The sequence below is a fragment of the Enterovirga rhinocerotis genome (genome assembly GCF_004363955.1).
In the GTDB taxonomy this organism is placed as follows: Bacteria; Pseudomonadota; Alphaproteobacteria; order Rhizobiales; family Beijerinckiaceae; genus Enterovirga; species Enterovirga rhinocerotis.
Genome location: NZ_SNZR01000017.1, coordinates 136889 through 160406 on the forward strand (window position 1 = coordinate 136889; position 23518 = coordinate 160406).

A 23518-nucleotide genomic window follows, 5' to 3' on the forward strand; every position below is an offset into this window, starting at 1 on the left:
GGACGTCGTCGCCGGAACTGGCGATCGGGGGCGACGCATGACGATCGGGAGCTTCGGGCTCCCTGGTGCCGCGAGGCGGCCGACGATGAGGTTCGAGAGGCGCAAGGTGATACAGAGGTTCGACGCCGTTCACCCGATCCGACGGAGCGTCCTGACGCTCGTCGTCCTCGGCTGCTCGCTCACGCTCGCCGGCTGCCAATCCGGTCGGTTCGGCGGATTCGGCTCGGCATCCACGCCCCGGTCGGTGCAGGCTCCGCACTACGCGCCCGATGCCGTGGCGCCGTCGGTTCCCTCGGGCTCGGTCACCGAGGAGCCGCTGGGGCCGCCGCCGGGCGGCGTCGCCACCCTCGGCGGGGGCGGAGAAGTGACGCCGATGCCCGGCTCCTCGCAACCCGTCCCGACCATGGGCGGCGGTGGCGGCTTCGCCTCCTCCCCGACGACCCGGTCCTCCGCCATCGGCAGCTGGACCGCGAAGGAGGCCTCGGGCTCCTGCCGCGTGACCCTGTCGAGCACGCCGTCGCTCGACCTTTACCGGGCATCGGCCGGCGGCTGCTCGAACAAGGAACTCGGCCGCGTGACGGCGTGGGACTTCCGCGACGGCGAGATCTATCTGTTCCAGCCCGGCGGCGCGGTCGCGGCGCGCCTGCGCCCCGGTGGCGGCGGCTTGACGGGTGTCCTCGCCAAGTCGGGCGCTCCCCTCTCCATGACGCGCGGATGAGCCGGGTCGGCCCGGACGGGCCGACGGTTGCGAGGAACACCGCCGCGCGTTGCGGGCGGTGACGAGGACGAGCCCCTTTGTCGAAGCCCCTGCAGACTGTGCGCGCGCGCTACGATGCGCTCGTCGCCTCCGGTGCCGTCGAGCGCGACGAGGCGCAGCTCGCAGCCGTCGAGCGCCTCGACGCGCTGGCGGTCGAGATCGTCAGCCGCGGCAACCTGCGTCCCCGCCGGTCCGGCCTTCTCGGGAAGCTGTTCGGCGAACCCAAGGGCGATCCGCCGCCCCGCGGCCTCTATGTCTGGGGCGAGGTCGGCCGCGGCAAGACCATGCTCATGGACCTGTTCTACGAGTCCCTGCCGGGCTCCTCGAAGCGGAGGGCCCATTTCCACGCCTACATGGCCGACGTCCACGAGCGCATCCATGCCTGGCGCGAGAAGCTGAAGGCCGGCGAGGTCTCGGGCGACGATCCGATCCGCCCCGTGGCCGCCGCGCTGGCGGACGAGGCCCGCATCCTGTGCTTCGATGAATTCGCCGTCACCGACATCGCGGATGCGATGATCCTCGGGCGTCTCTTCACGGCGCTGTTCGAGCGCGGCGTCGTCGTCGTCGCCACCTCGAACGTGCCGCCGGACGGACTCTACAAGGACGGCCTGAACCGGGCCCTGTTCCTGCCCTTCATCAAGCTTCTCTCGGAGCGGACGGAGGTTCTGAACCTGCGCTCGCGGACCGATTTCCGGATGGAGAAGGTCGGCGACAGCCCGGTCTTCTTCACGCCGATCGACGACGAGGCGCGGCGGGGCATGGACGAACTCTTCCGCCGCCTGACGGGCGGGGCGGCCACCGCCCCCGCGACGCTGACCGTCTATGGGCATCCGGTCGAGGTTCCGGCGCAGGTCGGCGGCGTCGCCCGGTTCCGCTTCGAGGACCTGTGCAGCAAGCCGCTCGCGGCCAGCGATTTCCTCGCCATCGCGCGGGCCTACCACACCATTTTCGTCGACGACATTCCGCGCCTCGCCTTCGAGCGGCGGAACGAGGCACGACGCTTCATCATGCTGATCGACGTACTCTACGAGCGCCACAGCCGGCTGGTCGCATCCGCCGCCACGCCTCCGGATGCGCTGTACGAGGGCCGGGCGGGGGCCGAGACCTTCGAATTCGCCCGGACGGCCTCGCGGCTGCACGAGATGAACTCGCGCAGCTACTGGGCGACGGCGCGCGCCGAGACAGTCACGGGCAGCACGACCGGGCTCGTCGAGACGTAGACGCTCCTCGCGCGGTCAGCGCGGCTGGCCGCGCGTCGCGCCGCCCTTGCCCGGAGGCGAAGGCGGCTGCGCTGCCGCAGGGCCCGCATCCGGCGTCTTGGCATCGGTGCCCTCGGGGCTCACCGAGCCGGTCGTGTTCGGCCGGCGGGCGTCGATCGTCGATTCCTTCCCCGGCGCGACGCTCGCACCGGGCGGCGCCTTTCCGGTATCCGGATCGATCGTCGTCTGCGCGACCACGGGAGCTGCCAGAACAGTCAGCGCCGCGGCCGCGATCACGGATCGCATCATGGTCACGTCTCTCCCTTCACAGGACCGGCCGTCGATTCGGAGGGACAATGACCTGCGGCGGGTTTTGTTCGCGCGGTCGGACCGGGCCGGCCCGCCTCCGTTCCGCCACCAGAAACGGGCCGCCGCGATCGATCCCGTTTTCGCAGATTTCAGGCGCCCCGGGCCCTCTCTGGGCGGCGATCGTCCTCGACAGCACGGACCGAGCCGAGCATCCTGACAAAAAATAGGGAGGATGCCCGTGATCGACCGCCGCGCGCTGCTTGCTGCCGGATTCCTGCCGCTCGTGCCGGTGCGGTCGCGCGCCGACAGCTGGCCGGCGCGGATGATCAAGGTGATCGTGCCCTATCCACCCGGCGGATCGACGGACATCTCGGCGCGGCTGTTCGCCGAGCACATGTCCAACACGCTCGGCCAGCGGCTGATCATCGACAACCGACCCGGCGCCGGTGCCAATCTCGGCCTCGAACAGGCGGCGGCCGCCGAGCCGGACGGCTACACGATCGGCATCGCCACCACGGCCCACGCCATCAACGCGACCCTGTTCAAGAAGCTCAACTACGACATCCGCTCGAGCTTCGTGCCGGTCGCGCTCCTGACCGAGAGCCCGCTCATCGTCGTGGTCCATCCGAGCGTGCCCGCGAAGACGATCGACGAGCTGATCGCGCTCGCCAAGAGCAAGCCGGGCGAGTTGAACTATGCGTCGACCGGCATCGGCGGCTCGCCCCATCTGGCGGCGGAGCACTTCGCCCATCGGGCCGGCATCAAGATGCGTCATGTGCCCTATCGCGGCAGCGCGCCGGGCGTCGCCGACGTCGTCGCCGGCCATGTCCAGCTCATGTTCGACACGACCCAATCGGTCCTCCAGCACGTCCGCGACGGCCGCGTCCGGGCCCTCGGGATCACATCGCGCGAGCGCCTCGGCATCGCGATGGACATCCCGACCCTGTCCGAATCCGGGATGACCGATTTCGAGGCGATCTCCTGGAACGGCATCCTCGCCCCGCGAGGGACACCGCCCGCCGTCGTGACCCGCCTCAACCGCGCTGTCGTCGCGGCGCTCGACGTGCCGCAGCTCAAGGAGCGCTTCGCGCAGCTCGGCTCCTTCATCCGCCCGTCCAGCCCGGAGGAGTTCGGCGCCTATCTCGGTTCCGAGATCGACAAATGGGGCGAGATCGTCCGCCTGTCGGGCGCCAAGGTCGAGTAGAGCCGCGCGCCTCCGGCAGGGCCGCTGCCGGCTTTCCTCGCTTGAAGGGGGCGGCGTTCTGAGTCAAAGAGGCCGCGACGCGGCGCCGTGTCTCAGCCGCTCCTTTCCCGAGGATCACCGTCCATGTCTCGCAAGAAGATCGCGCTCATCGGCGCGGGCCAGATCGGCGGCACGCTCGCCCATCTCGCCGGCCTCAAGGAACTGGGCGACATCGTCCTGTTCGACATCGCCGATGGTGTGCCGCAGGGGAAGGGCCTCGACATCGCCGAATCCGCGCCCGTGGACGGGTTCGACGCCAAGTACCAGGGCGCCAGCGACTATGCCGCGATCAAGGATGCCGACGTCATCATCGTGACGGCCGGCGTGCCGCGCAAGCCCGGCATGAGCCGCGACGACCTCGTCGGCATCAACCTCAAGGTGATGGAATCGGTCGGCCAGGGCATCAAGACCTATGCGCCGAACGCCTTCGTGATCTGCATCACCAACCCGCTCGACGCCATGGTTTGGGCGCTGCAGAAGTTCTCGGGCCTCGCCCCCGAGAAGATCGTCGGCATGGCCGGCGTGCTCGATTCCGCCCGCTTCCGCCACTTCCTCGCCGAGGCCATGGACGTCTCCGTGAAGGACGTCTCGGCCTTCGTGCTCGGCGGCCATGGCGACGACATGGTGCCGCTCGTCCGCTATTCCGGCGTCGCCGGCATCCCGCTGCCCGACCTCGTCAAGATGGGCTGGCTGAGCCAGGACAAGCTCGACGCGATGGTCGAGCGCACCCGCAAGGGCGGCGGCGAGATCGTGGCGCTCCTGAAGACCGGCTCGGCCTTCTACGCGCCCGCGGCCTCCGCCATCGCGATGGCCGAGAGCTACCTGAAGGACAAGAAGCGCCTTCTCCCCGCCGCGGCGCATCTGAGCGGCCAGTACGGCATCGACGGCCTCTTCATCGGCGTGCCGATCGTCATCGGCGCGAAGGGCGTGGAGCGTATCGTCGAGGTCGACCTCAACGCCGACGAGCAGGCGATGTTCGACAAGTCCATCGCCTCGGTCGAGGGCCTCATCGCCGCCTGCAAGCAGATCAACCCGTCGCTGGCCTGACGCGGATCTGCATCGAAGGGCCGCCGCATATGCAGCGCCTGTCCATCCTGAGCCTCGCCGCGGCCTTCTGCATCGCGGCGACGACCGTGTCCGGCGCACCCGAGCGCCGGACCGCTGCTGCCGAATACGTCACCATCGACACGCGCCAGCTCGCGACCATGGTCGCGGACACCGCGCGGCGGTGCTGGATCAATCGCGAGCCCGCCTTCGCGGGCTTCGTCGTCGACCGTGTGGAACAGGGCGCCGAAGCGACGACCTTCCGCGTGCTGTTCCGCGAGAAGGGGCGTGCAAAGTCCCAGCCGGCCCGTCATCTCAAGATCCTGACCGGAAAGTCGGGCTCTCTCGTCATGATCGCCGTCGAACAGGAGGGGGTGGACGTCCTCGGCCCCGTCCGGCGCGACGCCGCCGCACTGATCCGCGGCCGCGCCCCTGCCTGCTGATCCGAGATCGAAGGAACGACTGATGAACATCCACGAATACCAGGCCAAGGCCGTCCTCAAGGAATTCGGCGTTCCCGTTTCGCGGGGCGTCGCCATCTTCAAGCCCGAAGAAGCCGAAGCGGCAGCCAAGGAACTCGGCGGCCCGCTCTGGGTCGTGAAGAGCCAGATCCATGCCGGCGGACGCGGCAAGGGCAAGTTCAAGGAGGCCGCGGCCGGCGAGAAGGGCGGCGTCCGCCTCGCGAAGTCGATCGACGAGGTCAAGGACTTCGCCCAGCAGATGCTCGGCAACACGCTCGTCACCATCCAGACGGGCGAGGCCGGCAAGCAGGTGAACCGCCTCTATATCGAGGACGGCTCCGACATCGAGAAGGAGTTCTACCTCTCCGCCCTCGTCGATCGTGAGACGAGCCGCATCTCCTTCGTCGTCTCGACCGAGGGCGGCATGGATATCGAGGCCGTCGCGCACGACACGCCCGAGAAGATCAAGTCCTTCTCGATCGACCCCGCCACCGGCGTCATGCCGCATCACGGCCGCACGGTCGCCGAGGCCCTCGGCCTCACGGGCGACCTTGCCAAGCAGGCGGGCGACATCGTCTCGAAGCTCTACGCGGCCTTCGTCGCGAAGGACATGGAGATGCTCGAGATCAACCCGCTGATCGTCACGACCGACGGACAGCTGCGGGCCCTCGACGCCAAGATCTCCTTCGATTCGAACGCGCTCTACCGCCACAAGGACATCGTGGCCCTGCGCGACACGACCGAGGAGGACGAGAAGGAGATCGCGGCGTCGAAATACGACCTCGCCTACATCGCCCTCGACGGCACGATCGGCTGCATGGTCAACGGCGCCGGCCTCGCCATGGCGACGCTCGACATCATCAAGCTCTACGGCGAGAGCCCGGCCAACTTCCTCGACGTCGGCGGCGGCGCCACGGAGGAGAAGGTGACGGGCGCCTTCAAGATCATCACGGCCGATCCGAACGTGAAGGGCATCCTCGTCAACATCTTCGGCGGCATCATGAAGTGCGACGTCATCGCCAGCGGCGTCGTCGCGGCGGTCAAGGCCGTCGGGCTCCAGGTTCCGCTGGTCGTCCGCCTCGAAGGCACGAATGTCGAGGAAGGCAAGCGGATCATCTCCTCGTCCGGCCTCAACGTCCTGCCGGCCGACGACCTCGACGACGCCGCCCAGAAGATCGTCGCGGCGATCCGCAAGGGGTGAGGTTGGGCTCGCTCGACCGATACGGACTGCTGAACGCCGCCCTCGGGGCGGCGTTCGTGTTTGTGGCCGCCTCCGGCCCGGCCCAAGCGCAGACTGGGACTTCCGACCTCGTGGCGCTGTTCGAGACGCTCTGCATCAGCCCGCGCACCAACGAGGGCAGGCTCGAGGCCGCGGCGCGAGTGGCCGGCGAGCGCGCATGGGGACCGAAGAGGGCGGAGCCGGCGCGGGCAGGCCTCCATGGATTCCTGCCGGGGACCCTGACCGCGTGGACCGTGAAGCCCCCGCCCGAGGAGACCGTGTTCATGGTCTTTCTCGTCGATCCCGCCATGCACCCGGGCCTCGAGGTCGTCTCCTGCGGCTTCTTCATGGCGGACAATTCGCCGGGCGCGGACGACCTCGTCCCGGAGGTCGATCGCCGCCTCGGGCCGGGAATGGTGAGATCGAGGGCGCGGTCGTTCTCGGCGGAGACGAAGTACAACTGGTTTGACTCGCCGGACGGCAAGCACCTGACGAACTGTTCGAGGCGGGTGGCCGTGATGGACAATCTGGCCTCGAGACGCAGCAGCTTCCTGATGCTCACCCAGATGGATTTTCCCGACCAGCCTCCGTGGAACACGCTTCCCAAGCCGCGCTGTCCCGCACAGCCGGAGTGACGATCTCCAAGACCCGCGATCTCCAAGACCCGCGATCGGGCCCGATCCGTGATCGGACGCGGTCGATGTCGAGAGCGACTTCGTCCTGACCGAAAGCGTCGGCGGAGGCCGATCAGGCCTTCACGGAACCTGTGGACCCGTGTAAAGCGCCTTCGCGATGAAGAATCTCACGCTAGCGATCGAGGACCACGTCCTGGACGAAGCCCGCCAGATCGCGGCGCGGCGGCGGACGACGGTGAATGCGATCGTGCGCGACTTCCTCACGCGGATCGTGGCCGAGGAGAGCCGGATCGAGGAGGCACGGCGCGGACTCATCGATCTGATGGACAACTCGACCGCCCAGCTCGGTGCCGACTACGCCTGGAATCGCGAGGACGCGTATGAAGAGCGACTGCGTCCTCGACACGAACATCCTGATCTACGCGGCGGCCGGTCGCGCGGATGAGCCCCACAAATTCCAGATCGCGCAGCGCCTCGTCGCCGAGCAGAATTTCGGTCTCTCCGGCCAGATCCTGGCGGAGTTCTACACCGTCATGCTGCGCCGGACCCTCGTCCCGCCGACGCAGGGCGAGATCGACAGCTGGATCGAGCTCCTCTGTCACTACCCCGTCGCGGCCATCGACGAGAGCCTCGTCCGAGCGGCCATCGCGCTGTCGCAGCGCTGGCGGATCAGCTACTGGGATGCCGCGATCCTGGCCGCAGCCGAACGGCTCGCCGCGCCCATCCTCTACACCGAAGACCTCGGACACGGGCAGACCTACGGGTCCGTCCGCGTCGTGAACCCCTTTCGATCCAACTGACCAGAGAACCTCATGTCCATCCTGATCGACAAGAACACGAAGGTCATCTGCCAGGGCTTCACCGGCAAGAACGGCACCTTCCATTCCGAGCAGGCCATCGCCTACGGTACGAAGATGGTCGGCGGCACGAGCCCCGGTAAGGGCGGCTCGACGCATCTCGGCCTGCCCGTCTTCGACACCGTGCGCGAGGCGCGCGAGAAGACCGGCGCCGACGCCTCGGTCGTCTACGTGCCGCCGCCGGGCGCGGCCGACGCCATCTGCGAGGCGATCGACGCCGAGATCCCGCTCATCGTCTGCATCACCGAGGGCATCCCGGTGCTCGACATGGTGCGCGTGCGCCGCTCGCTGGACGCCTCGAAGTCGCGCCTCCTCGGCCCGAACTGCCCCGGCATCGTGACCGCCGGCGAATCGAAGATCGGCATCATGCCGGCCAACATCTTCAAGCCGGGCTCGGTCGGCATCGTGTCCCGCTCGGGCACGCTCACCTACGAGGCGGTCTTCCAGACCTCGCAGGAGGGCCTCGGCCAGACGACGGCGGTCGGCATCGGCGGCGATCCGGTGAAGGGCACCGAGTTCATCGCCATGCTCGAGATGTTCCTCGCCGACGACGCCACCAAGGCGATCGTCATGATCGGCGAGATCGGCGGCTCCGCCGAGGAAGATGCCGCGCAGTTCATCAAGGACGAGGCGAAGCGCGGCCGCAAGAAGCCCATGGTCGGCTTCATCGCCGGCCGCACCGCCCCTCCCGGCCGCCGCATGGGCCATGCCGGCGCCATCATCTCGGGCGGCAAGGGCGGCGCGGAAGACAAGATCGCGGCGATGGAATCGGCCGGCATCAAGGTCTCGCCCTCCCCGGCCCGCCTCGGCAAGACGCTCGCCGAGCTCCTGCGCGCCTAATTTCCAGGCTGGCATCCGGCCTGCATGCGGCCGGATGTCGTCCTCCTGTTATGGAGGAGTTCAGCGAAGTCCTGTAAGGGACTTCGCGGTTGCCCCTTCCTCGCCCGAATGCGGCGATAGGGCACCGCCATCGTGAGCCTGCCCCCGGCGGAGGGGGCGGCCGCAAGGACAGGTGGAATGTCTCGCCAGGATCAGAACGAAGCCCTTCTCCGGACAGCGTTCCTGTACGGGGCCAATGCGCCCTATATCGAAGATCTCTACGCTCGCTACGAGACCGATCCGTCGTCCGTCGAGCCTGAATGGCGCGAGTTCTTCGCCGGGCTCGGAGAGGACAAGGCGACCGTCGTCTCGAATGCCCGCGGCGCCTCGTGGGAGAAGCCGAACTGGCCTGTCCCGATGAACGGCGAGCTGGTCTCGGCGCTGGACGGCAACTGGGCCACGCTCGAGAAGACGGTCGGCGACAAGATCAAGGCCAAGGCCGAGCAGAAGGGCGCTCCGGCCTCGATCGAGGAGGTCCATCAGGCGACCCGCGATTCGATCCGCGCCATCATGATGATCCGCGCCTACCGGATGCGCGGCCACCTCCATGCCAATCTCGATCCGCTCGGCTTCGAGAAGCGCGTGCCGGACGACGAGCTCTCGCCCGCGAGCTACGGCTTCACCGAGGCCGATTGGGATCGGCCGATCTTCCTCGACTACGTGCTGGGCCTCGAGTTCGGCACGATCCGCGAGATCGTCGGCATCCTGGAGCGGACCTATTGCTCGACGCTCGGCGTCGAGTTCATGCACATCTCGAGCCCCGAGGAGAAGGCCTGGATCCAGGAGCGCATCGAGGGCAAGGACAAGGAAATCGCCTTCACCGAGACGGGCAAGAAGGCGATCCTGAACAAGCTGATCGAGGCGGAGGGCTTCGAGAAGTTCCTCGACGTCCGCTACACCGGCACGAAGCGCTTCGGTCTCGACGGCGGCGAATCGATCATCCCGGCGCTCGAGCAGATCATCAAGCGCGGCGGCTCGATGGGCGCGAAGGAGATCGTGCTCGGCATGGCCCATCGCGGCCGCCTCAACGTCCTCGTCAACGTGATGGCGAAGCCCTACCGGGCGGTGTTCCACGAGTTCAAGGGCGGCTCCTCCTCGCCGGACGACGTCGAGGGTTCGGGCGACGTCAAGTACCATCTCGGTGCCTCGTCCGACCGCTCCTTCGACGGCAACAACGTCCACCTGTCGCTGACCGCCAATCCCTCGCATCTCGAGATCGTCGACCCCGTCGTGCTCGGCAAGGTGCGCGCGAAGCAGGACCAGCACGAGGATTCGCCCGAGAGCCGCACCTCGGTGATCCCGCTCCTGATCCACGGCGACGCCGCCTTCGCGGGCCAGGGCGTCGTCGCGGAATGCCTCGGCCTTTCCGGCCTCAAGGGGCACCGGACCGGCGGCTCGATCCATTTCATCATCAACAACCAGATCGGCTTCACGACCAATCCGCGCTTCTCGCGCTCCTCGCCGTACCCGTCCGACGTCGCCAAGATGGTCGAGGCGCCGATCTTCCACGTGAACGGGGACGATCCCGAGGCGGTCGTGTTCGCGGCCAAGGTCGCGACGGAATACCGGCAGACCTTCCACAAGCCGGTCGTCATCGACATGTTCTGCTACCGGCGCTTCGGCCATAACGAGGGCGACGAGCCGGCCTTCACGCAGCCGCGGATGTATCGCATCATCCGCTCGCACCCCTCCGCGCTCGAGATCTACGGCAAGAAGCTCGTGGCGGACGGGCTGGCGACCGAGGCGGAGCTCGAGGCCCTCAAGGCCGAGTTCCGCGCCAAACTCGACAGCGAATTCGAATCCGCACAGGGCTTCAAGCCCAACAAGGCCGACTGGCTCGACGGGCGCTGGTCCGGGGTGCGGACGGCCGATGACGAGGACGACGCGCGACGCGGCCAGACCGGCGTGGCGATCGAGACCCTGCGCGAGATCGGCGCCAAGCTGACCGCCGTGCCGGAGGGCTTCAAGGCGCACCGCACGATCCTGCGCTTCCTCGACAACCGCCGGAAGATGTTCGAGACCGGCGAGGGGATCGACTGGGCCACCGCCGAGGCTCTCGCCTTCGCCACCCTCATCGAGGACGGGCACCCGGTGCGGCTGTCGGGGCAGGACGTCGAGCGCGGCACCTTCTCGCAGCGCCATGCCGTGCTGCTCGATCAGGAGACCGAGGAGCGCCACATCCCGCTCGGCCAGCTGGGCCAGGGCCGCGCCAAGTTCGAGGTCATCAACTCGATGCTGTCCGAGGAGGCCGTCCTCGGCTTCGAGTACGGCTATTCGCTCGCCGAGCCGAACGCCCTCGTGCTGTGGGAGGCCCAGTTCGGCGATTTCGCCAACGGCGCCCAGGTCGTGTTCGACCAGTTCATCTCCTCGGCCGAACGCAAGTGGCTGCGCCTCTCGGGGCTGACCTGCCTCCTGCCGCATGGCTACGAGGGCCAGGGCCCCGAGCATTCGTCCGCGCGGCTCGAGCGCTTCCTGCAGATGTGCGCCGAGGACAACATGCAGGTGGTCTATTGCTCGACCCCCGCCAACTACTTCCACGTGCTGCGCCGGCAGTTGCGCCGCGACTTCCGCAAGCCGCTCATCCTGATGACGCCGAAGTCGCTGCTGCGCCACAAGCGCTGCGTGTCGCGGCTGGACGAGCTGGCGGCGGGTCGGAGCTTCCACCGCATCCTTCGGGACGACGGCCAGAACCTCGTCGCCGACGACAAGATCCGGCGGGTCATCCTCTGCACCGGCAAGGTCTATTACGACCTCTTCGACGAGCTGGAGAAGCGCAAGGTCGACGACATCTATCTGATGCGTGTCGAGCAGCTCTATCCGTTCCCGGTGAAGTCGCTCGCCCACGAATTGTCGCGCTTCTCGAACGCCGACCTCGTCTGGTGTCAGGAAGAGCCCAAGAACATGGGTTCCTGGAGCTTCGTCGAACCCTATCTTGAATGGGTGCTGGAGCGGGCCAAGATGAAGGTGAAGCGGGCCGCCTATGCGGGCCGCCCGGCCTCCGCCGCGACCGCGACCGGCCTGATGTCCAAGCATCTCGCCCAGCTCAAGGCCTTCCTGGACGAGGCGATCGGCTCCTGACCGCTCGTCTCCGCTCATCCCGAACATAGAGGACGCCCGCAGGGGCGTAGTGACATGGCAACCGACATCCTCGTCCCGACGCTCGGCGAATCCGTCAGCGAGGCCACGATCGGCCGCTGGTTCAAGAAGCCGGGCGACCCGGTGAAGGCCGACGAGCCGCTGGTCGAGCTCGAGACCGACAAGGTCACGCTCGAGGTCAACGCGCCCGCATCCGGCACGCTCGGCGACATCCTCGCCAAGGACGGCGAGACGGTCGCTCCCGGCGCGCTGCTCGGCAGCATCGTCGAAGGCGGCGCACCGGCCAAGGCCGCGCCCGCGGCGGCGCCCGCCAAGGAAGCTGCCCCCAAGCCTGCGCCCGCTCCGGCTCCGGCGCCCGCGAAGGCGGCGGCCTCCGGCGCCAACGGCCCGGCCGTCGGCCGGATCGCCGCCGAGACCGGCCTCGATCCCGCTGGCGTCGCGGGCAGCGGCAAGGACGGCCGCGTCACCAAGGGCGACATGATCCAGGCGCTGTCGTCGGGCGCCCCCGCCCCGGCCGCCCCGGTCCAGGTCCGCGCCCCCTCGGCGCCGGCCGACGCATCGCGCGAGGAGCGCGTGCGCATGACCAAGCTGCGCCAGACGATCGCGCGCCGCCTCAAGGAGGCCCAGACCACGGCCGCCATGCTGACGACGTTCAACGACGTCGACATGAGCGCCGTCATGAAGCTGCGCGCGCAGTACAAGGACGTCTTCGAGAAGAAGCACGGCACGAAGCTCGGCTTCATGGGCTTCTTCGCCAAGGCCTGCGTGCAGGCGCTGAAGGACGTGCCGGCCGTCAATGCCGAGATCGACGGACAGGACATCGTCTACAAGAACTACTACAACGTCGCCGTCGCGGTCGGGACCGACAAGGGCCTGGTCGTTCCGGTCGTACGGGACGCCGATCAGCTCTCGATCGCGCAGATCGAGAAGACCATCGCCGATTTCGGCAAGCGCGCCCGCGAGGGCCAGCTCAAGATCGAGGAGATGCAGGGCGGCACCTTCACGATCACCAATGGCGGCATCTACGGCTCGCTGATGTCGACGCCGATCCTCAACGCGCCGCAATCGGGCATTCTCGGCATGCACCGGATCGAGGAGCGTCCGGTCGTGCGCGGCAAGGAGATCGTGGCGCGGCCGATGATGTATCTCGCCCTCTCCTACGACCACCGCATCGTGGACGGGAAGGAAGCCGTGACCTTCCTCGTGCGCATCAAGGAAGCGCTGGAGGATCCCGCGCGGCTCGTGCTGGATCTGTGATCGGTCCGATCGATTGACGGAACGCGATGGCCGGGCTTGTCCCGGCCATTGCCATTCAGGAGGCCTCGATGACGTCTTCCCTCGCCATCATCGTCGTCGCGAGCGTCGCCCTGCTCGCCTTCCACATCGCCTTGCAAGGCATCGCCGCGACGCTCGAACTCGGCTCCCGCTGGAATGCCGGGCCTCGCGACGAGAACCTGAAGCCCGAGGGCGTGATCGCCGGGCGCGCGGAGCGGGCGCTGCGCAATTACCTCGAGACCTTCCCGGCCTTCGGCCTTCTCGCGGCGACGCTGCTGGTCCTCGGCCGCGCCGACGGCTGGGGGCAACTCGGAGCCGTCGTCTGGATCGCGGCGCGGATCGTCTATGTGCCGCTCTATCTCGCCGGCATTCCGTATCTGCGCAGCCTCGCCTGGATCGCGGCCGCACTGGGCCTGACGATGATGGCATGGCGGGTGCTGGTCTAAGGCCGGCCGCTCGGTCTTGAGCCTGTCGTCCTCACCTGCTAGAGGCCCCGCCCCTCTCCGGAACCCCCTGTTTTTCTGATGTCGGCCTGCGGCCTCGATTTCGGCACCTCCAACACCACGCTCGGCGTGATCCGCGGCGGCGAGCCGCGTCTCCTGCCGCTCGAAGGCGACGAGGATACGATCCCGAGCGCGATCTTCTTCGCCCGGGGCGCTGCGCCCATCATCGGCCGCGCGGGCATCGCCGCCTATGTCGAGGGCTTGCCGGGCCGGCTCATGCGGAGCCTCAAATCCGTCCTCGGCAAGCCGCTGCTGGAGGAGACGACGCCGGTCGGCCGGGAGCGGCTCACCTTCCGCCGCGTCATCGCGGTCTATCTCGCCGAGGTGAAGCGGCGCGCCGAGGAGGAGGCGGGACGTCCGCTCGACAGCGTCGTGCACGGACGGCCCGTCCATTTCGTCGACGGCGATCCCGAAGGCGACCGCAAGGCCGAGGAGGCGCTCGCCGCCATCGCCCGCGAGATCGGCTTCCGCGACATCTCCTTCGCCTACGAACCCATCGCGGCCGCGCTCGATTACGAGCGCCGGCTCGACCGCGAGGAGATCGCGCTCATCGCCGATATCGGCGGCGGCACCTCGGATTTCTCGATCGTCCGGCTCGGCCCGGAACGCCGCGCCGCGCCCTCGCGCGCCGAGGACATCCTCGCCAATGACGGCATCCGCATCGGCGGCACCGATTTCGACCGCCTGCTCAGCCTGCGGCGCGTCATGCCGGAGCTCGGCCTCGGCAGCCCGGCGAAGCGGGCCGGGCTCGACGTGCCCTCGTCCTATTTCCACGAGCTCGCCACCTGGTCGAGCATCAACCGGCTCTACGACCCGAAGGTGCGCCGCGAGGTCGAGGAAGTGCGCCGCGACGCGGCCCGTCCCGAGCTGATCGAGCGGCTGCTCGCGGTCCTCTCCGCGGAGCGCGGCCATACGCTGGCGATGGAGGTCGAGCAGGCCAAGATCGACCTCTCCGGCCTCGACGCGACGCGGCTTCCGCTCGATTGGATCGAGGCCGGGCTCGCCGTCGACATCGACCGCGAGGGCCTGCGCGAGGCGACGGGCATCCTGGCCGAGCGTCTGCGCGAGCGGATCGGGGACTGCATCCGCCAGGCCGGCTTGCGGCCGGATGCGATCGACGCGCTGTTCCTCACCGGCGGCTCGACGCGGCTGCGCCATGCCCGGGCCGCGATCCGGGCAGCCGTTCCCGATGCGCGCGTCGTCGAGGGTAACACCTTCGGCTCGGTCGGCCTCGGCCTCACGATCGAGGCCGCGCGGCGCTACGGCACCCCGGCGAGGCTGGCCGAGACGGTGTGACCGAGCCGCTCTCGGCGAGCGGGATCGCGCACGCCGCGCAAGCCTGAACCGTGCCGACGGGGCTCCCTTTTCCGGCGATCTGCTGTAGGCATTCGCGCAACGGGACCTCGCGGTCCGTCGCTTGATTCAGGGACCTTCCATGAGCGCCTACGATCTCGTCGTCATCGGCACCGGCCCGGGCGGTTATGTCTGCGCCATCCGGGCGGCGCAGCTCGGGCTGAAGACCGCCGTCATCGAGAAGCGCGCGACGCATGGCGGCACCTGCCTGAATGTCGGCTGCATTCCGTCCAAGGCCCTGCTCCACGCCTCCGAGCTCTTCGCCGATGCCCGCGACCATTTCGGCCATCTCGGCATCGAGGTCGGCACGCCCAAGATCGACGTCGCCAAGATGATGGCCTTCAAGGACGAGGGCGTCTCCGGCAACACCAAGGGCGTCGAGTTCCTGCTCAAGAAGAACAAGATCGACGCCATCCACGGCACGGCGCGCATCGCCGCGCCCGGCCAGATCGAGGTCAAGAGCGAGGACGGCTCGAACCAGGTGATCGAAGCCAAGGCCATCGTGATCGCGACGGGTTCGGTCGTCGCGCCGCTGCGGGGCGTCGAGACGGACGGCAAGGTCGTCGTGACCTCGGACGAGGCGATCGCCCTCCCCGCAGTGCCGAAGAAGCTGGTTGTCGTCGGCGCGGGCGTGATCGGGCTCGAGCTCGGCTCGGTCTGGCGCCGCCTCGGCGCCGAGGTGACGGTGGTCGAGTTCCTCGACCGGATCCTGCCCGGCATGGACGCCGAGGTCGCCAAGCAGTTCCAGCGCATCCTCGGCAAGCAGGGCTTCGCCTTCAAGCTCGGCACCAAGGTCACGAAGGTCGAGACGGAAGGCGGCGCGGCCAAGGTGACGATCGAGCCGGCCCAGGGCGAGGGCGAGGCCCAGATTCTCGAGGCCGACACTGTCCTCGTCGCGACCGGCCGCATCCCCTATACCGAGGGCCTCGGGCTCGACCGCATCGGCGTGAAGCTGGACGAGCGCGGGCGCATCGAGACCGACGCCCATTTCGCGACCAACGTCACCGGCATCTACGCCATCGGCGACGTGATCGCGGGGCCGATGCTGGCGCACAAGGCCGAGGACGAGGGCGTCGCCGTGGCCGAGATGCTGGCCGGCAAGGCGGGCCACGTGAATTACGACGTGATCCCGAGCATCGTCTACACGAACCCCGAAGTGGCCGCGGTCGGCAAGACCGAGGAAGAACTGAAGGCGGCCGGCACCGCCTATGCGATCGGCAAGTTCCCCTTCACCGCCAACGGGCGCGCCAAGGCGAACGGCACCACCGACGGCTTCGTGAAGGTCCTCGCCGACGCGGCGACCGACCGCGTGCTGGGCGTGCATATCGTCGGCCCGCATGCCGGCGACCTCATCGCCGAGGCGGCGATCGCGATGGAGTTCGGCGCCTCCTCCGAGGATATCGCCCGCACCTGCCACGCCCACCCGACCCTGGCCGAGGCCGTCAAGGAGGCCGCCCTCGCGGTCGACAAGCGCGCCATCCACATGTGAGGCCGGCCGGCGTTTTTGCAGAGGAGGACTGCACGAATCCAGCGTGACGCGGCTCGCGGGCAGGGTTAGGCCTGATGCAACGCGTGGCTGCCGAGGCCGCCGGAGGAACGCAGCATGAGCGGCCGCCATGACTGAGGCGCAGCGTCAGATCGTCTTCATCAACGCGGCCCATTTCATCACCCATTACAGCCTCCTCATCCTGCCGACGGCGGTGCTGGTGATGGCCCGCCCCGGCGGCGAGTTCGGCAGCGAATACGGGCCGATCGTCGCGCTCGCGACGGCGATGTTCGTGCTCTACGGCGTCGGCTCGCTGCCGCAGGGATGGCTCGCCGCCCGGTTCGGGCGGAAGGCGCTTATGGTGACGTTCTGCATCGGGACGGGCCTGTCGCTGATCGCGGCCGGCTTCGCGACGACGCCGCTCCTCCTCGCCGCGACGCTCGGCTCGGCCGGCCTCTTCGCCGCCATCTACCATCCCATCGGAACGGCCATGCTGGTCGAGTCCGCGGGCGCGACGCCCGGCCGCTCGATCGGAATCAACGGCGTCTTCGGCAATATCGGCGTCGCCTCCGCGCCGATCGTGACGGCCTTCCTCGCCGGCGCCATCGGCTGGCGCGTCGCCTTCTTCGTGCCGGGGATCGTCTCGGTCCTGCTCGGCCTCCTCTGGATCCGCGTGCCGGAATACGACCACACGGCGCATGTGGCGGCGAAGCCCTTCCCGGTGATCCCGAAGCCGATCGTACGCCGGGCCGTGATCGTGCTCCTCGCGGTCGCGATCGTGTCGGGGCTCGTCTTCAACGCCTTCACGCTGCTCCTGCCGAAGCTGATGCAGGAGCGGCTGGCGAGCGACACGACGCTCCTGCCGATCGTCGGCGCCCTCGCCTTCTTCGTGACGCTGTGCGGAGCGGTGACGCAGTTCACCGTCGGGCGCCTCATCGACAGGAAGACGCTGAAGCGCGTCTTCGTGCCCCTCGCGGTCGTGCTCGCCCCGACCCTCGCCGCCCTCGCCTTCGCCGAGGGCTGGATCGCGGTGACGCTCGCCGGGATCGCAGCCGCGGTCATCTTCGGCCAGGTGACGATCAACGAGACGATGACGGCGCGCTACATCGCCCCGCCCCTGCGGGCGAAGCTCTATTCGATCCGCTTCTTCGTCGGCTTCCTCGGCAGCGCGGCGGCCGCCCCCCTCGTCGGCATCCTGCACGAGCGGACAGGCAGCCTCACGGCGGCGACGCTCGTCCTCGCCGCCTTCGCGGTGATCACGCTCCTCTGCGCGCTCTTCTTCCCCGATCGCCGCGAGGAGCTGGAACCCGAGCTCTGGCAGAAGCTCGCGCCGGCGGAGTGAGCGGGGCACCCACGCCTCCCTTCTCCCCTTGCAGGAGAAGGTGGCCTCGGGCTCGTCCCGGGGGAAGATGAGGGGTGGAGACCCGACGTCGACGAAGGTGTTTCACCCCTCATCCGACCCTGCTTCGCAGGGCCACCTTCTCCCGCAAGGGGAGAAGGGAGCGCCTCGCTGACCCTCAGGCCGTCTCGCGGCGCAGGGCGTGGCCGGCCAGCGTCTTGCCGAGCGACCAGACCGCGCCAGGCACCCGATGGGCCTCGGCGATCACCTCGTCGAAGGCGCGGATGGTCCAGTCGACATCCTCGTCCGAGACGACGAGCGGCGGCAGCAGCTTGATCGTGCGGCTGGCATGGCCCGCGACCTGGGTCAGGATCTTGTGGTCCTTGAACAGGGGCACGGCGACCATCTGGCAGAACATGCCGGTGCTCATCGATTCCAGCATCGCCCAGGCCGCCTTCAGCTTGAGCGAGCGCGGGGCGCCGAATTCGATGCCGATCATCAGCCCCTTGCCGCGTACGGCAGAGACGAGTTCGTAGCGCTCGGCCATGTCGCGGAAGGCCGTCAGGATGCGCTCGCCCTGCCGGGCCGCGTTCTGGACGAGGCCCTCCCGGTCGATCGCGTCGAGGGTCGCGAGTCCCGCCGCCATCGCGAGGTCGTTCTTGCCGAAGGTCGACCCGTGCACGACGGCGCGGTCCATCCGGTTGAAGGTCTTGTCGAGGATCCAGCCCCGCGCCAGCACCGCGCCGACCGGCACCTGCCCGCCCGAGAGCGACTTCGCGAGCAGCACCATGTCGGGCTCGACGCCCCAATGCTCGACGGCGAGGAACTTGCCGGTGCGCCCGAGCCCGGTCTGGATCTCGTCGGCGACGAAAAGCGTGCCGTGCTTGCGGCAGAGGGCGGCCGCCGCCGCGAGATAGCCGTCCGAGGGCAGGTTCACGCCCTTGCCCTGGATCGGCTCGACGATGAAGGCCGCGATCTCGCGCGAGGCGAGCGCCCGCTCGAGCGCCGGCAGGTCGTCGAAAGGCACCTCGGCGCAGCCGGGCAGGAGCGGCCCGAACCCGCTGCGGAAATTCTGGTCGGCCGTCAGCGACAGCGCGCCGAAGGTGAGGCCGTGGAAGGAATGATCGCAATGGAGGATGCGGGTCCGGCCCGTCGCCGCGCGCGCGAACTTGATCGCGGCCTCGACGCTCTCGGCACCCGAATTGGCGAAGAAGACCTTGTCGAGATACGGGACGCGCGCGATCAGCCGCTCGGCGAGGATCCCGGCGAGGGGCGAGACCTCGAGCTGGACGAGATTGGCCATCTCTCCGTCGAGGACGGAGACCAGCGCGTCGCGCACGCCGCGATGGTTGCGCCCGAGGGCGAAGACGCCCCAGCCTGACAGGAGATCGAGATAGCGCTCGTCGTTCCGGTCGAAGAGATACGGTCCCTGCGCGCGTCGGAAGCCGGCATCGTAGCCGAGCGTCTTCAGCACCTTGACCATCTGACCGTTCAGATAGCGTGTATGAAGCGCATAGCGCTCGCCCTCACGCGCCGCATAGAGCGAGCCGAGATCGAACTCCGCCGCCTCCCCCCGAGAATCCGACACCGACACCTCAATCACACGCGGCTCGACCGCAACCTTGAGGCTGTTTCGTGCGAAGGCGGGTTTGTCAACCTGAGGGCGCCGGACAAAGGACGGGACGGCGGGACAGAAGGCCTCACGGCCGAATTCGCAAAACCGCCGTCTTTGGTGGGCGTCTTGTTCAGGTTCGGCGGTTACGCTCGGGAGCCGAACCGGGGAATCGTCAGCGCCGCCGTTGCATGAGTACGCTCCTGATCAAGCTGTTCGCGACGGCGCTGACGTTCAGTCAGGTCACGACGCGTCCCGATTCGATCCGGACGTCGTTCGATCCCGTCCGCGACCAGGCCGCCGTGTCCCAGAGCCTCACGGACGGCTGCACGCATCTGCGCAAGGCGTTCGACGTCGAGGACATCAATGTCGACGAGCTGATCGCGACCGCGATGGAGGACCCGAAGGCCGTCGCGGGCGACACGACGATGCTCAAGGGCCTCGACTTCAAGGACCTCGAACTCTCCTATCGGCAGTTCTGCAAGGGCTCGCCGGTCGAGCGGCAGGTGGTCGATCTCGGCGAGGTGATCCGCGCCTATAACGAGGCGATGGCGGACCTGCCCGACGTCGCCAAGCTGAAGGGCTTCCGGATGCCCGGCGCCAGCACCGTCCTCGACGGACAGGGCGAGCGCTACACGGAAATCTTCCCGCCGGACGGTCGGCGGGCCTGGGTCCCGCTCCGCGACATCCCCGAGATCGTGCGGAAAGCCTTCGTCGCGGCCGAGGACAAGCGCTTCTTCCAGCACGGCGGCATCGACGAGCGCGGCGTGATCCGCGCCTTCATGACCAACCTCGCCTCGTCGGGTCGCCCCCAGGGCGGCTCGACCATCACGCAGCAGGTGGTCAAGAACATCCTCGTCGGCGACGACATCACCTACCAGCGCAAGATGCGCGAGATGGTGCTCGCGGCGCGGCTGGAGCGGATTCTCGGCAAGGACGAGATCCTCGAGATCTATCTCAACGCGATCTATCTCGGGCGCTCCTCCTGGGGCGTCGAGATGGCGGCCCGCAGCTTCTTCGGGAAATCCGTCGGCGCGCTCGACCTGCGCGAGGCGGCGCTCCTCGCGACGCTGCCGAAGGGACCGAACTACTACGACCCCGAACGCCACCCCGAGCGCTCGCGCCAGCGCCTCGCCTATGTCCTGACCCGCCTTCTCGACGACGGCGTGATCGACGACGCCAAGCGGGCGGCGGTCCTGGCCGAGAAGCCGACGCTGATCGCGGCCTCGCGCTCGCGGCGCGACAGCGGCTTCTACGTCCTCGACCACCTCACCCGCGAGGCGAGGACCTTCGCCGGCGTCGAAAGCCTGACGGCATCGAGCTACACCGTTCGCAGCACGATCGATCCCGCCCTGCAACGCGCGACGGAAGCCGCCCTCCAGGACGGCCTCGCGCGCTACGAGCTCGGCACCGGCCGCTTCCGCTTCGAGGAGCCCGAGGGCAATCTCGGCGCCGCGATCGAGAGGCTGAAAGCCAACCCGCCCGCGGCCGCCGCCACGGTCGCGCCGGCGCCGGCCATCGCTCCGGCTCCCGAATCCGAGACGCGCATCACCTCGATCGATCCGCCGGCCAATCCGCCCGCCCGCCGCGGCCGGCGCAAGGCCGCAGCCGTGCCGCCCAAGGCGACATCCGTGGCCCCGGGGCCGAAACCGGATTGGCTGCGGGCGCTCGAAGCCTGGCGCGCGCCGCTCTACGACGTGCATTGGCCGTCTGCCGTCGTCCTCGACGCGCGGCCGGGCTCCCTGAAGGTCGGGCTCGCCGACGGGCGCATCCTGCCGCTCCAGGCTTGGCGCGAAGGCCGCAAGCTGAAGCTCCACGACGTCGTTCTCGTCCGCGTCTCCGGCGGCAAGGGCGGCGGGCGCGCCGAATTGCGGGTCCGGCCCTCGGTGCAGGGCGCCGCAATCGTGCTGGAGAACCGCACCGGCCGCATCCTCGCCATGACCGGCGGGTTCTCCTACCCGCTGAGCCAGTTGAACCGCGCGACCCAGGCGGTGCGACAGCCCGGCTCGACGCTGAAGCCGCTGGCCTATCTCGCCGCGCTCGCCCATGGCGTGCAGCCCAATACGCTGCTCTGGGACCGCGCCGTCACGCTCCCGCCGATCGGCGGGGTCGGCGATTCCTGGACGCCGCGCAACGCGGATCGCTCGGAGAGTGGCCTCACGACCCTTCGCCGGGCGCTGGAATCCTCGAAGAACCAGGTCACGGCCGGCCTGCTCGACGGGGTGATCGAGCAGCGGCCCGAGGACAGCCTGCAGCGCGTCTGCAACCTCGCGCTCGAAGCCGAACTCTACGCCGAATGCGAGCGCTACTATCCGTTCGTGCTGGGGGCGCAGCCCGTGCGGCCGATCGACCTCGCCGTGCTCTACGCCGCCATCGCCAACGAGGGAATCCGGCCCTCCCCGCACGTGCTCGAATCCGTCGCGGAGGGCGACCGTGTCCTCTATCGCCGCGAGGCGCGGGCGCCCGTCGCGATCCGGTCGGCCGACAACGTCGCCTTCTATCAGCTCAAGACCATGCTCCAGGGCGTCGTCTCGCGCGGGACGGCGCGGTCGATGCGGGGGCTCGCCCCCTATGTGGGCGGCAAGACCGGGACCTCGGAGAACGAGAACGACGCCTGGTTCGCGGGCTTCTCGAACGACGTCTCCATCGTCGTCTGGGTCGGCAACGACAACGCCGACGGGAAGCGCCGCACGCTGGGCCGCGGCCAGACGGGCGGCAAGGTCGCGGTGCCGATCTTCGAGGCGATCATGAAGGCCTCCTGGGCGAGCCGCCCCCGCACCCCGCTCGCCCCGCCCTCGCCGGAGGCCCGGCAGCTTCTGGCCGACGTCCGGATCGACCTGCGCAGCGGCGAACGCTCGGCCGGCGGCGGTTTCGTCGAGCATCTGCGCCGGAGCGCCTCCGGCGCCATCGTCGACACGCAGCACCGCTTCGTCGGGCGCGGCGAGGTCTACGCCCAGCGGGACGGCCCGTCGGAGGACGGCGACGACAATCCCTATGGCTACGGCTATGGCCAGCCGGATCCGCTCGACACCGAGGCCCCGAGCTTCGCGCCCCGCCGCGGCACGCCGCTCGAGGCGGATTCCGACTGGTACCGGCAGGATCCCAGCCGCTATGCGTGGCCGGGCGATGCCCAGCCGAGGCGCCGTCCGCGCCGCGTCGATCCGGAATATCTGTGGGCTCCGCGGGACATCTACTGACCATGACCTTGCTCAGGGCCGCGGCTTTGGCCGCCCTCCTCCTCGGCGCTCCGGCGGCGGAGGCCGCTCCCGACGCGGCCCTCGAAGAGGCACGCTCGATCTCCGATCTCGGCCTTCCCTCCGCTCCGAACGTGATCCGGTTCTCGGACCGGGAGGGCAAGGCGGACGGCCCGAGCCTCACGCCCTTCGCCCGCTGGGCGACGGAGTATCCGGATCAGAAGCGGCTGCTTTCGCTGCATCCGGATTACGTGGAGCCGACGGTCTCGGCGACGGTGGACGGCCTGCGCCGGACACGGGACGAGAAGCTCGACATCTATGTCGCGGCCTCGCGGATGATCGTCGACCGGCCGCCGTCGCGGGTCGATCTCGCCGGGCTGGCTTCGGCGGCGGCCCTCGCCAAGATCGATCCCGCGATCCGCCACCGCCCCATCACGGCGGGCCAGGCGATCCCCAACCGCGATCCGGAGCAGCCCTATAACCGCCTTCCGGGCAGGGCCTGGTGCGAAGGAGGACAGGTCTCCTGCTTCGAATCCCGCTACGATCTCGAGGGCAAGCTTCCGCTCGGCATCAGGCTCGCCAACAAGCTGGAGGACGGCGGCAAGAAGATCGCCGACCACGTCACCTTCCAGAGCGAGATCAGGCTCCTCGCGCCCGCCGAGATCGACGCCGGCGCGATCTCGCGCCTGACGGGCATCGAGACCCAGCCGAGCGCCGTGCTCGAACAGAGCACCTTCCACGTCAACCAGATCCTGCGTTTCGGAAAGCTGCTGACGATCGTCCAGCCCGCGCCCTCGCAGCCCGACAGGTCGGTCGTCTCGGTCTATTTCGCGCTCGGGGTGAAGGCCGACGTCCTCAGCCGCAAGAAGGAGTACGAGCGCATTCCGGTGCTGCGGAATCTCGTCCCCTCGCAGGTCCTGATGGGCACGAGCTCCTTCAACACCGGCACCTCGCTGAGCGCCGGCCTGCCCGTCTATGCCCGGAGCCGCATCCGCACGCTGGCGAGCCTCCTGGCGAGCGGGCGCTGAGCGGAAACGGCGCCGACGCCAACCGAATG

20 protein-coding genes are annotated in these 23518 nt (G+C 68.9%); 18 read left to right on the plus strand and 2 right to left on the minus strand.

The window, feature by feature from the left end; genetic code table 11:
* Positions 1 to 85: 85 nt before the first annotated feature.
* Together EV668_RS22600 and zapE are read left to right on the plus strand one after the other, a co-directional pair.
* A complete protein-coding gene (locus tag EV668_RS22600; RefSeq protein WP_133774450.1) occupies positions 86 to 718 on the plus strand; it encodes an AprI/Inh family metalloprotease inhibitor in 633 nt (210 codons plus the stop codon).
* A gap of 77 nt (positions 719 to 795) precedes the next feature.
* Complete coding sequence (gene zapE / locus EV668_RS22605; RefSeq protein WP_133774452.1) at positions 796 to 1977, plus strand: cell division protein ZapE; 1182 nt, start codon at positions 796 to 798, stop codon at positions 1975 to 1977.
* 15 nt (positions 1978 to 1992) lie between these two features.
* Here zapE and EV668_RS22610 read toward each other — a convergent pair whose 3' ends face one another.
* The gene (locus EV668_RS22610; protein ID WP_133774454.1) at positions 1993 to 2265 is read right to left on the minus strand and encodes a hypothetical protein; all 273 of its coding nucleotides are present in this window, start codon (positions 2263 to 2265) and stop codon (positions 1993 to 1995) included.
* 238 nt (positions 2266 to 2503) lie between these two features.
* Between EV668_RS22610 and EV668_RS22615 the strand changes: the two genes are divergently transcribed.
* The 14 genes from EV668_RS22615 (at position 2504) to EV668_RS22680 (ending at position 17658) form a co-directional block, all read left to right on the plus strand.
* Positions 2504 to 3469, plus strand: coding sequence for a Bug family tripartite tricarboxylate transporter substrate binding protein (locus EV668_RS22615; RefSeq protein WP_208111611.1), 966 nt, complete (start codon positions 2504 to 2506; stop codon positions 3467 to 3469).
* A 123-nt stretch (positions 3470 to 3592) separates the two neighbouring features.
* A complete protein-coding gene (gene mdh, locus EV668_RS22620) occupies positions 3593 to 4555 on the plus strand; it encodes a malate dehydrogenase (RefSeq protein ID WP_133774459.1) in 963 nt (320 codons plus the stop codon).
* A gap of 29 nt (positions 4556 to 4584) precedes the next feature.
* Positions 4585 to 4995, plus strand: a complete 411-nt coding sequence (locus EV668_RS22625; RefSeq protein ID WP_133774461.1) for a hypothetical protein — start codon at positions 4585 to 4587, stop codon at positions 4993 to 4995.
* A 22-nt stretch (positions 4996 to 5017) separates the two neighbouring features.
* Positions 5018 to 6214 carry an ADP-forming succinate--CoA ligase subunit beta gene (gene sucC, locus EV668_RS22630; protein WP_133774463.1) on the plus strand — a complete coding sequence of 399 codons (1197 nt, stop codon included), beginning with the start codon at positions 5018 to 5020 and terminating at the stop codon, positions 6212 to 6214.
* Positions 6211 to 6867 (plus strand): hypothetical protein, encoded by a 657-nt coding sequence (locus tag EV668_RS22635; protein ID WP_133774465.1) that lies wholly within the window; start codon positions 6211 to 6213, stop codon positions 6865 to 6867. The genes sucC and EV668_RS22635 overlap by 4 nt, the downstream gene beginning before the upstream one ends.
* A 157-nt stretch (positions 6868 to 7024) precedes the next feature.
* A complete protein-coding gene (locus EV668_RS22640) occupies positions 7025 to 7312 on the plus strand; it encodes a hypothetical protein (RefSeq protein ID WP_133774467.1) in 288 nt (95 codons plus the stop codon).
* Positions 7248 to 7667 (plus strand): PIN domain-containing protein, encoded by a 420-nt coding sequence (locus EV668_RS22645; RefSeq protein ID WP_133774469.1) that lies wholly within the window; start codon positions 7248 to 7250, stop codon positions 7665 to 7667. Before EV668_RS22640 ends, EV668_RS22645 begins: the two co-directional genes overlap by 65 nt.
* Positions 7668 to 7679: 12 nt before the next feature.
* Positions 7680 to 8564, plus strand: a complete 885-nt coding sequence (sucD, locus tag EV668_RS22650) for a succinate--CoA ligase subunit alpha (protein WP_133774471.1) — start codon at positions 7680 to 7682, stop codon at positions 8562 to 8564.
* Between the two features lie 177 nt (positions 8565 to 8741).
* Positions 8742 to 11681, plus strand: a complete 2940-nt coding sequence (locus EV668_RS22655; RefSeq protein WP_133774473.1) for a 2-oxoglutarate dehydrogenase E1 component — start codon at positions 8742 to 8744, stop codon at positions 11679 to 11681.
* Positions 11682 to 11735: 54 nt separating this feature from the next.
* Entirely contained in the window at positions 11736 to 12956 is a 1221-nt protein-coding gene (gene odhB / locus EV668_RS22660; RefSeq protein WP_133774475.1) for a 2-oxoglutarate dehydrogenase complex dihydrolipoyllysine-residue succinyltransferase, read from the plus strand.
* A gap of 68 nt (positions 12957 to 13024) precedes the next feature.
* On the plus strand, positions 13025 to 13420 hold the full coding sequence (locus tag EV668_RS22665; RefSeq protein WP_425359649.1) for an MAPEG family protein: 396 nt from the start codon (positions 13025 to 13027) through the stop codon (positions 13418 to 13420).
* A gap of 78 nt (positions 13421 to 13498) precedes the next feature.
* Positions 13499 to 14773 carry an Hsp70 family protein gene (locus EV668_RS22670; RefSeq protein ID WP_133774477.1) on the plus strand — a complete coding sequence of 425 codons (1275 nt, stop codon included), beginning with the start codon at positions 13499 to 13501 and terminating at the stop codon, positions 14771 to 14773.
* 139 nt (positions 14774 to 14912) lie between these two features.
* Positions 14913 to 16319, plus strand: a complete 1407-nt coding sequence (lpdA, locus tag EV668_RS22675; protein WP_133774479.1) for a dihydrolipoyl dehydrogenase — start codon at positions 14913 to 14915, stop codon at positions 16317 to 16319.
* Between the two features lie 127 nt (positions 16320 to 16446).
* Entirely contained in the window at positions 16447 to 17658 is a 1212-nt protein-coding gene (locus tag EV668_RS22680) for an MFS transporter (protein ID WP_133774481.1), read from the plus strand.
* Between the two features lie 175 nt (positions 17659 to 17833).
* Here the strand turns inward: EV668_RS22680 and EV668_RS22685 are convergent, their stop codons facing one another.
* Positions 17834 to 19243 carry an aspartate aminotransferase family protein gene (locus tag EV668_RS22685; protein WP_245513373.1) on the minus strand — a complete coding sequence of 470 codons (1410 nt, stop codon included), beginning with the start codon at positions 19241 to 19243 and terminating at the stop codon, positions 17834 to 17836.
* Between the two features lie 215 nt (positions 19244 to 19458).
* Between EV668_RS22685 and EV668_RS22690 the strand changes: the two genes are divergently transcribed.
* Together EV668_RS22690 and EV668_RS22695 are read left to right on the plus strand one after the other, a co-directional pair.
* Complete coding sequence (locus EV668_RS22690) at positions 19459 to 22464, plus strand: penicillin-binding protein 1A (RefSeq protein ID WP_133774483.1); 3006 nt, start codon at positions 19459 to 19461, stop codon at positions 22462 to 22464.
* A gap of 2 nt (positions 22465 to 22466) precedes the next feature.
* Positions 22467 to 23489: a hypothetical protein gene (locus EV668_RS22695; RefSeq protein WP_133774485.1), complete on the plus strand. Its 1023-nt coding sequence runs from the start codon at positions 22467 to 22469 to the stop codon at positions 23487 to 23489.
* Positions 23490 to 23518 lie beyond the last annotated feature (29 nt).

Coding starts and splice junctions, on each gene's coding strand:
- EV668_RS22640 (WP_133774467.1), top strand. CDS start 7,025: ATGAAGAATCTCACGCTAGCGATCGAGGACCACGTCCTGGACGAAGCC.
- lpdA (WP_133774479.1), top strand. CDS start 14,913: ATGAGCGCCTACGATCTCGTCGTCATCGGCACCGGCCCGGGCGGTTAT.
- EV668_RS22625 (WP_133774461.1), top strand. CDS start 4,585: ATGCAGCGCCTGTCCATCCTGAGCCTCGCCGCGGCCTTCTGCATCGCG.
- sucD (WP_133774471.1), top strand. CDS start 7,680: ATGTCCATCCTGATCGACAAGAACACGAAGGTCATCTGCCAGGGCTTC.
- odhB (WP_133774475.1), top strand. CDS start 11,736: ATGGCAACCGACATCCTCGTCCCGACGCTCGGCGAATCCGTCAGCGAG.
- EV668_RS22680 (WP_133774481.1), top strand. CDS start 16,447: ATGACTGAGGCGCAGCGTCAGATCGTCTTCATCAACGCGGCCCATTTC.
- EV668_RS22600 (WP_133774450.1), top strand. CDS start 86: ATGAGGTTCGAGAGGCGCAAGGTGATACAGAGGTTCGACGCCGTTCAC.
- EV668_RS22645 (WP_133774469.1), top strand. CDS start 7,248: ATGAAGAGCGACTGCGTCCTCGACACGAACATCCTGATCTACGCGGCG.
- EV668_RS22670 (WP_133774477.1), top strand. CDS start 13,499: ATGTCGGCCTGCGGCCTCGATTTCGGCACCTCCAACACCACGCTCGGC.
- EV668_RS22695 (WP_133774485.1), top strand. CDS start 22,467: ATGACCTTGCTCAGGGCCGCGGCTTTGGCCGCCCTCCTCCTCGGCGCT.
- EV668_RS22665 (WP_425359649.1), top strand. CDS start 13,025: ATGACGTCTTCCCTCGCCATCATCGTCGTCGCGAGCGTCGCCCTGCTC.
- EV668_RS22610 (WP_133774454.1), bottom strand. CDS start 2,265: ATGATGCGATCCGTGATCGCGGCCGCGGCGCTGACTGTTCTGGCAGCT.
- mdh (WP_133774459.1), top strand. CDS start 3,593: ATGTCTCGCAAGAAGATCGCGCTCATCGGCGCGGGCCAGATCGGCGGC.
- EV668_RS22655 (WP_133774473.1), top strand. CDS start 8,742: ATGTCTCGCCAGGATCAGAACGAAGCCCTTCTCCGGACAGCGTTCCTG.
- EV668_RS22690 (WP_133774483.1), top strand. CDS start 19,459: ATGAGTACGCTCCTGATCAAGCTGTTCGCGACGGCGCTGACGTTCAGT.
- sucC (WP_133774463.1), top strand. CDS start 5,018: ATGAACATCCACGAATACCAGGCCAAGGCCGTCCTCAAGGAATTCGGC.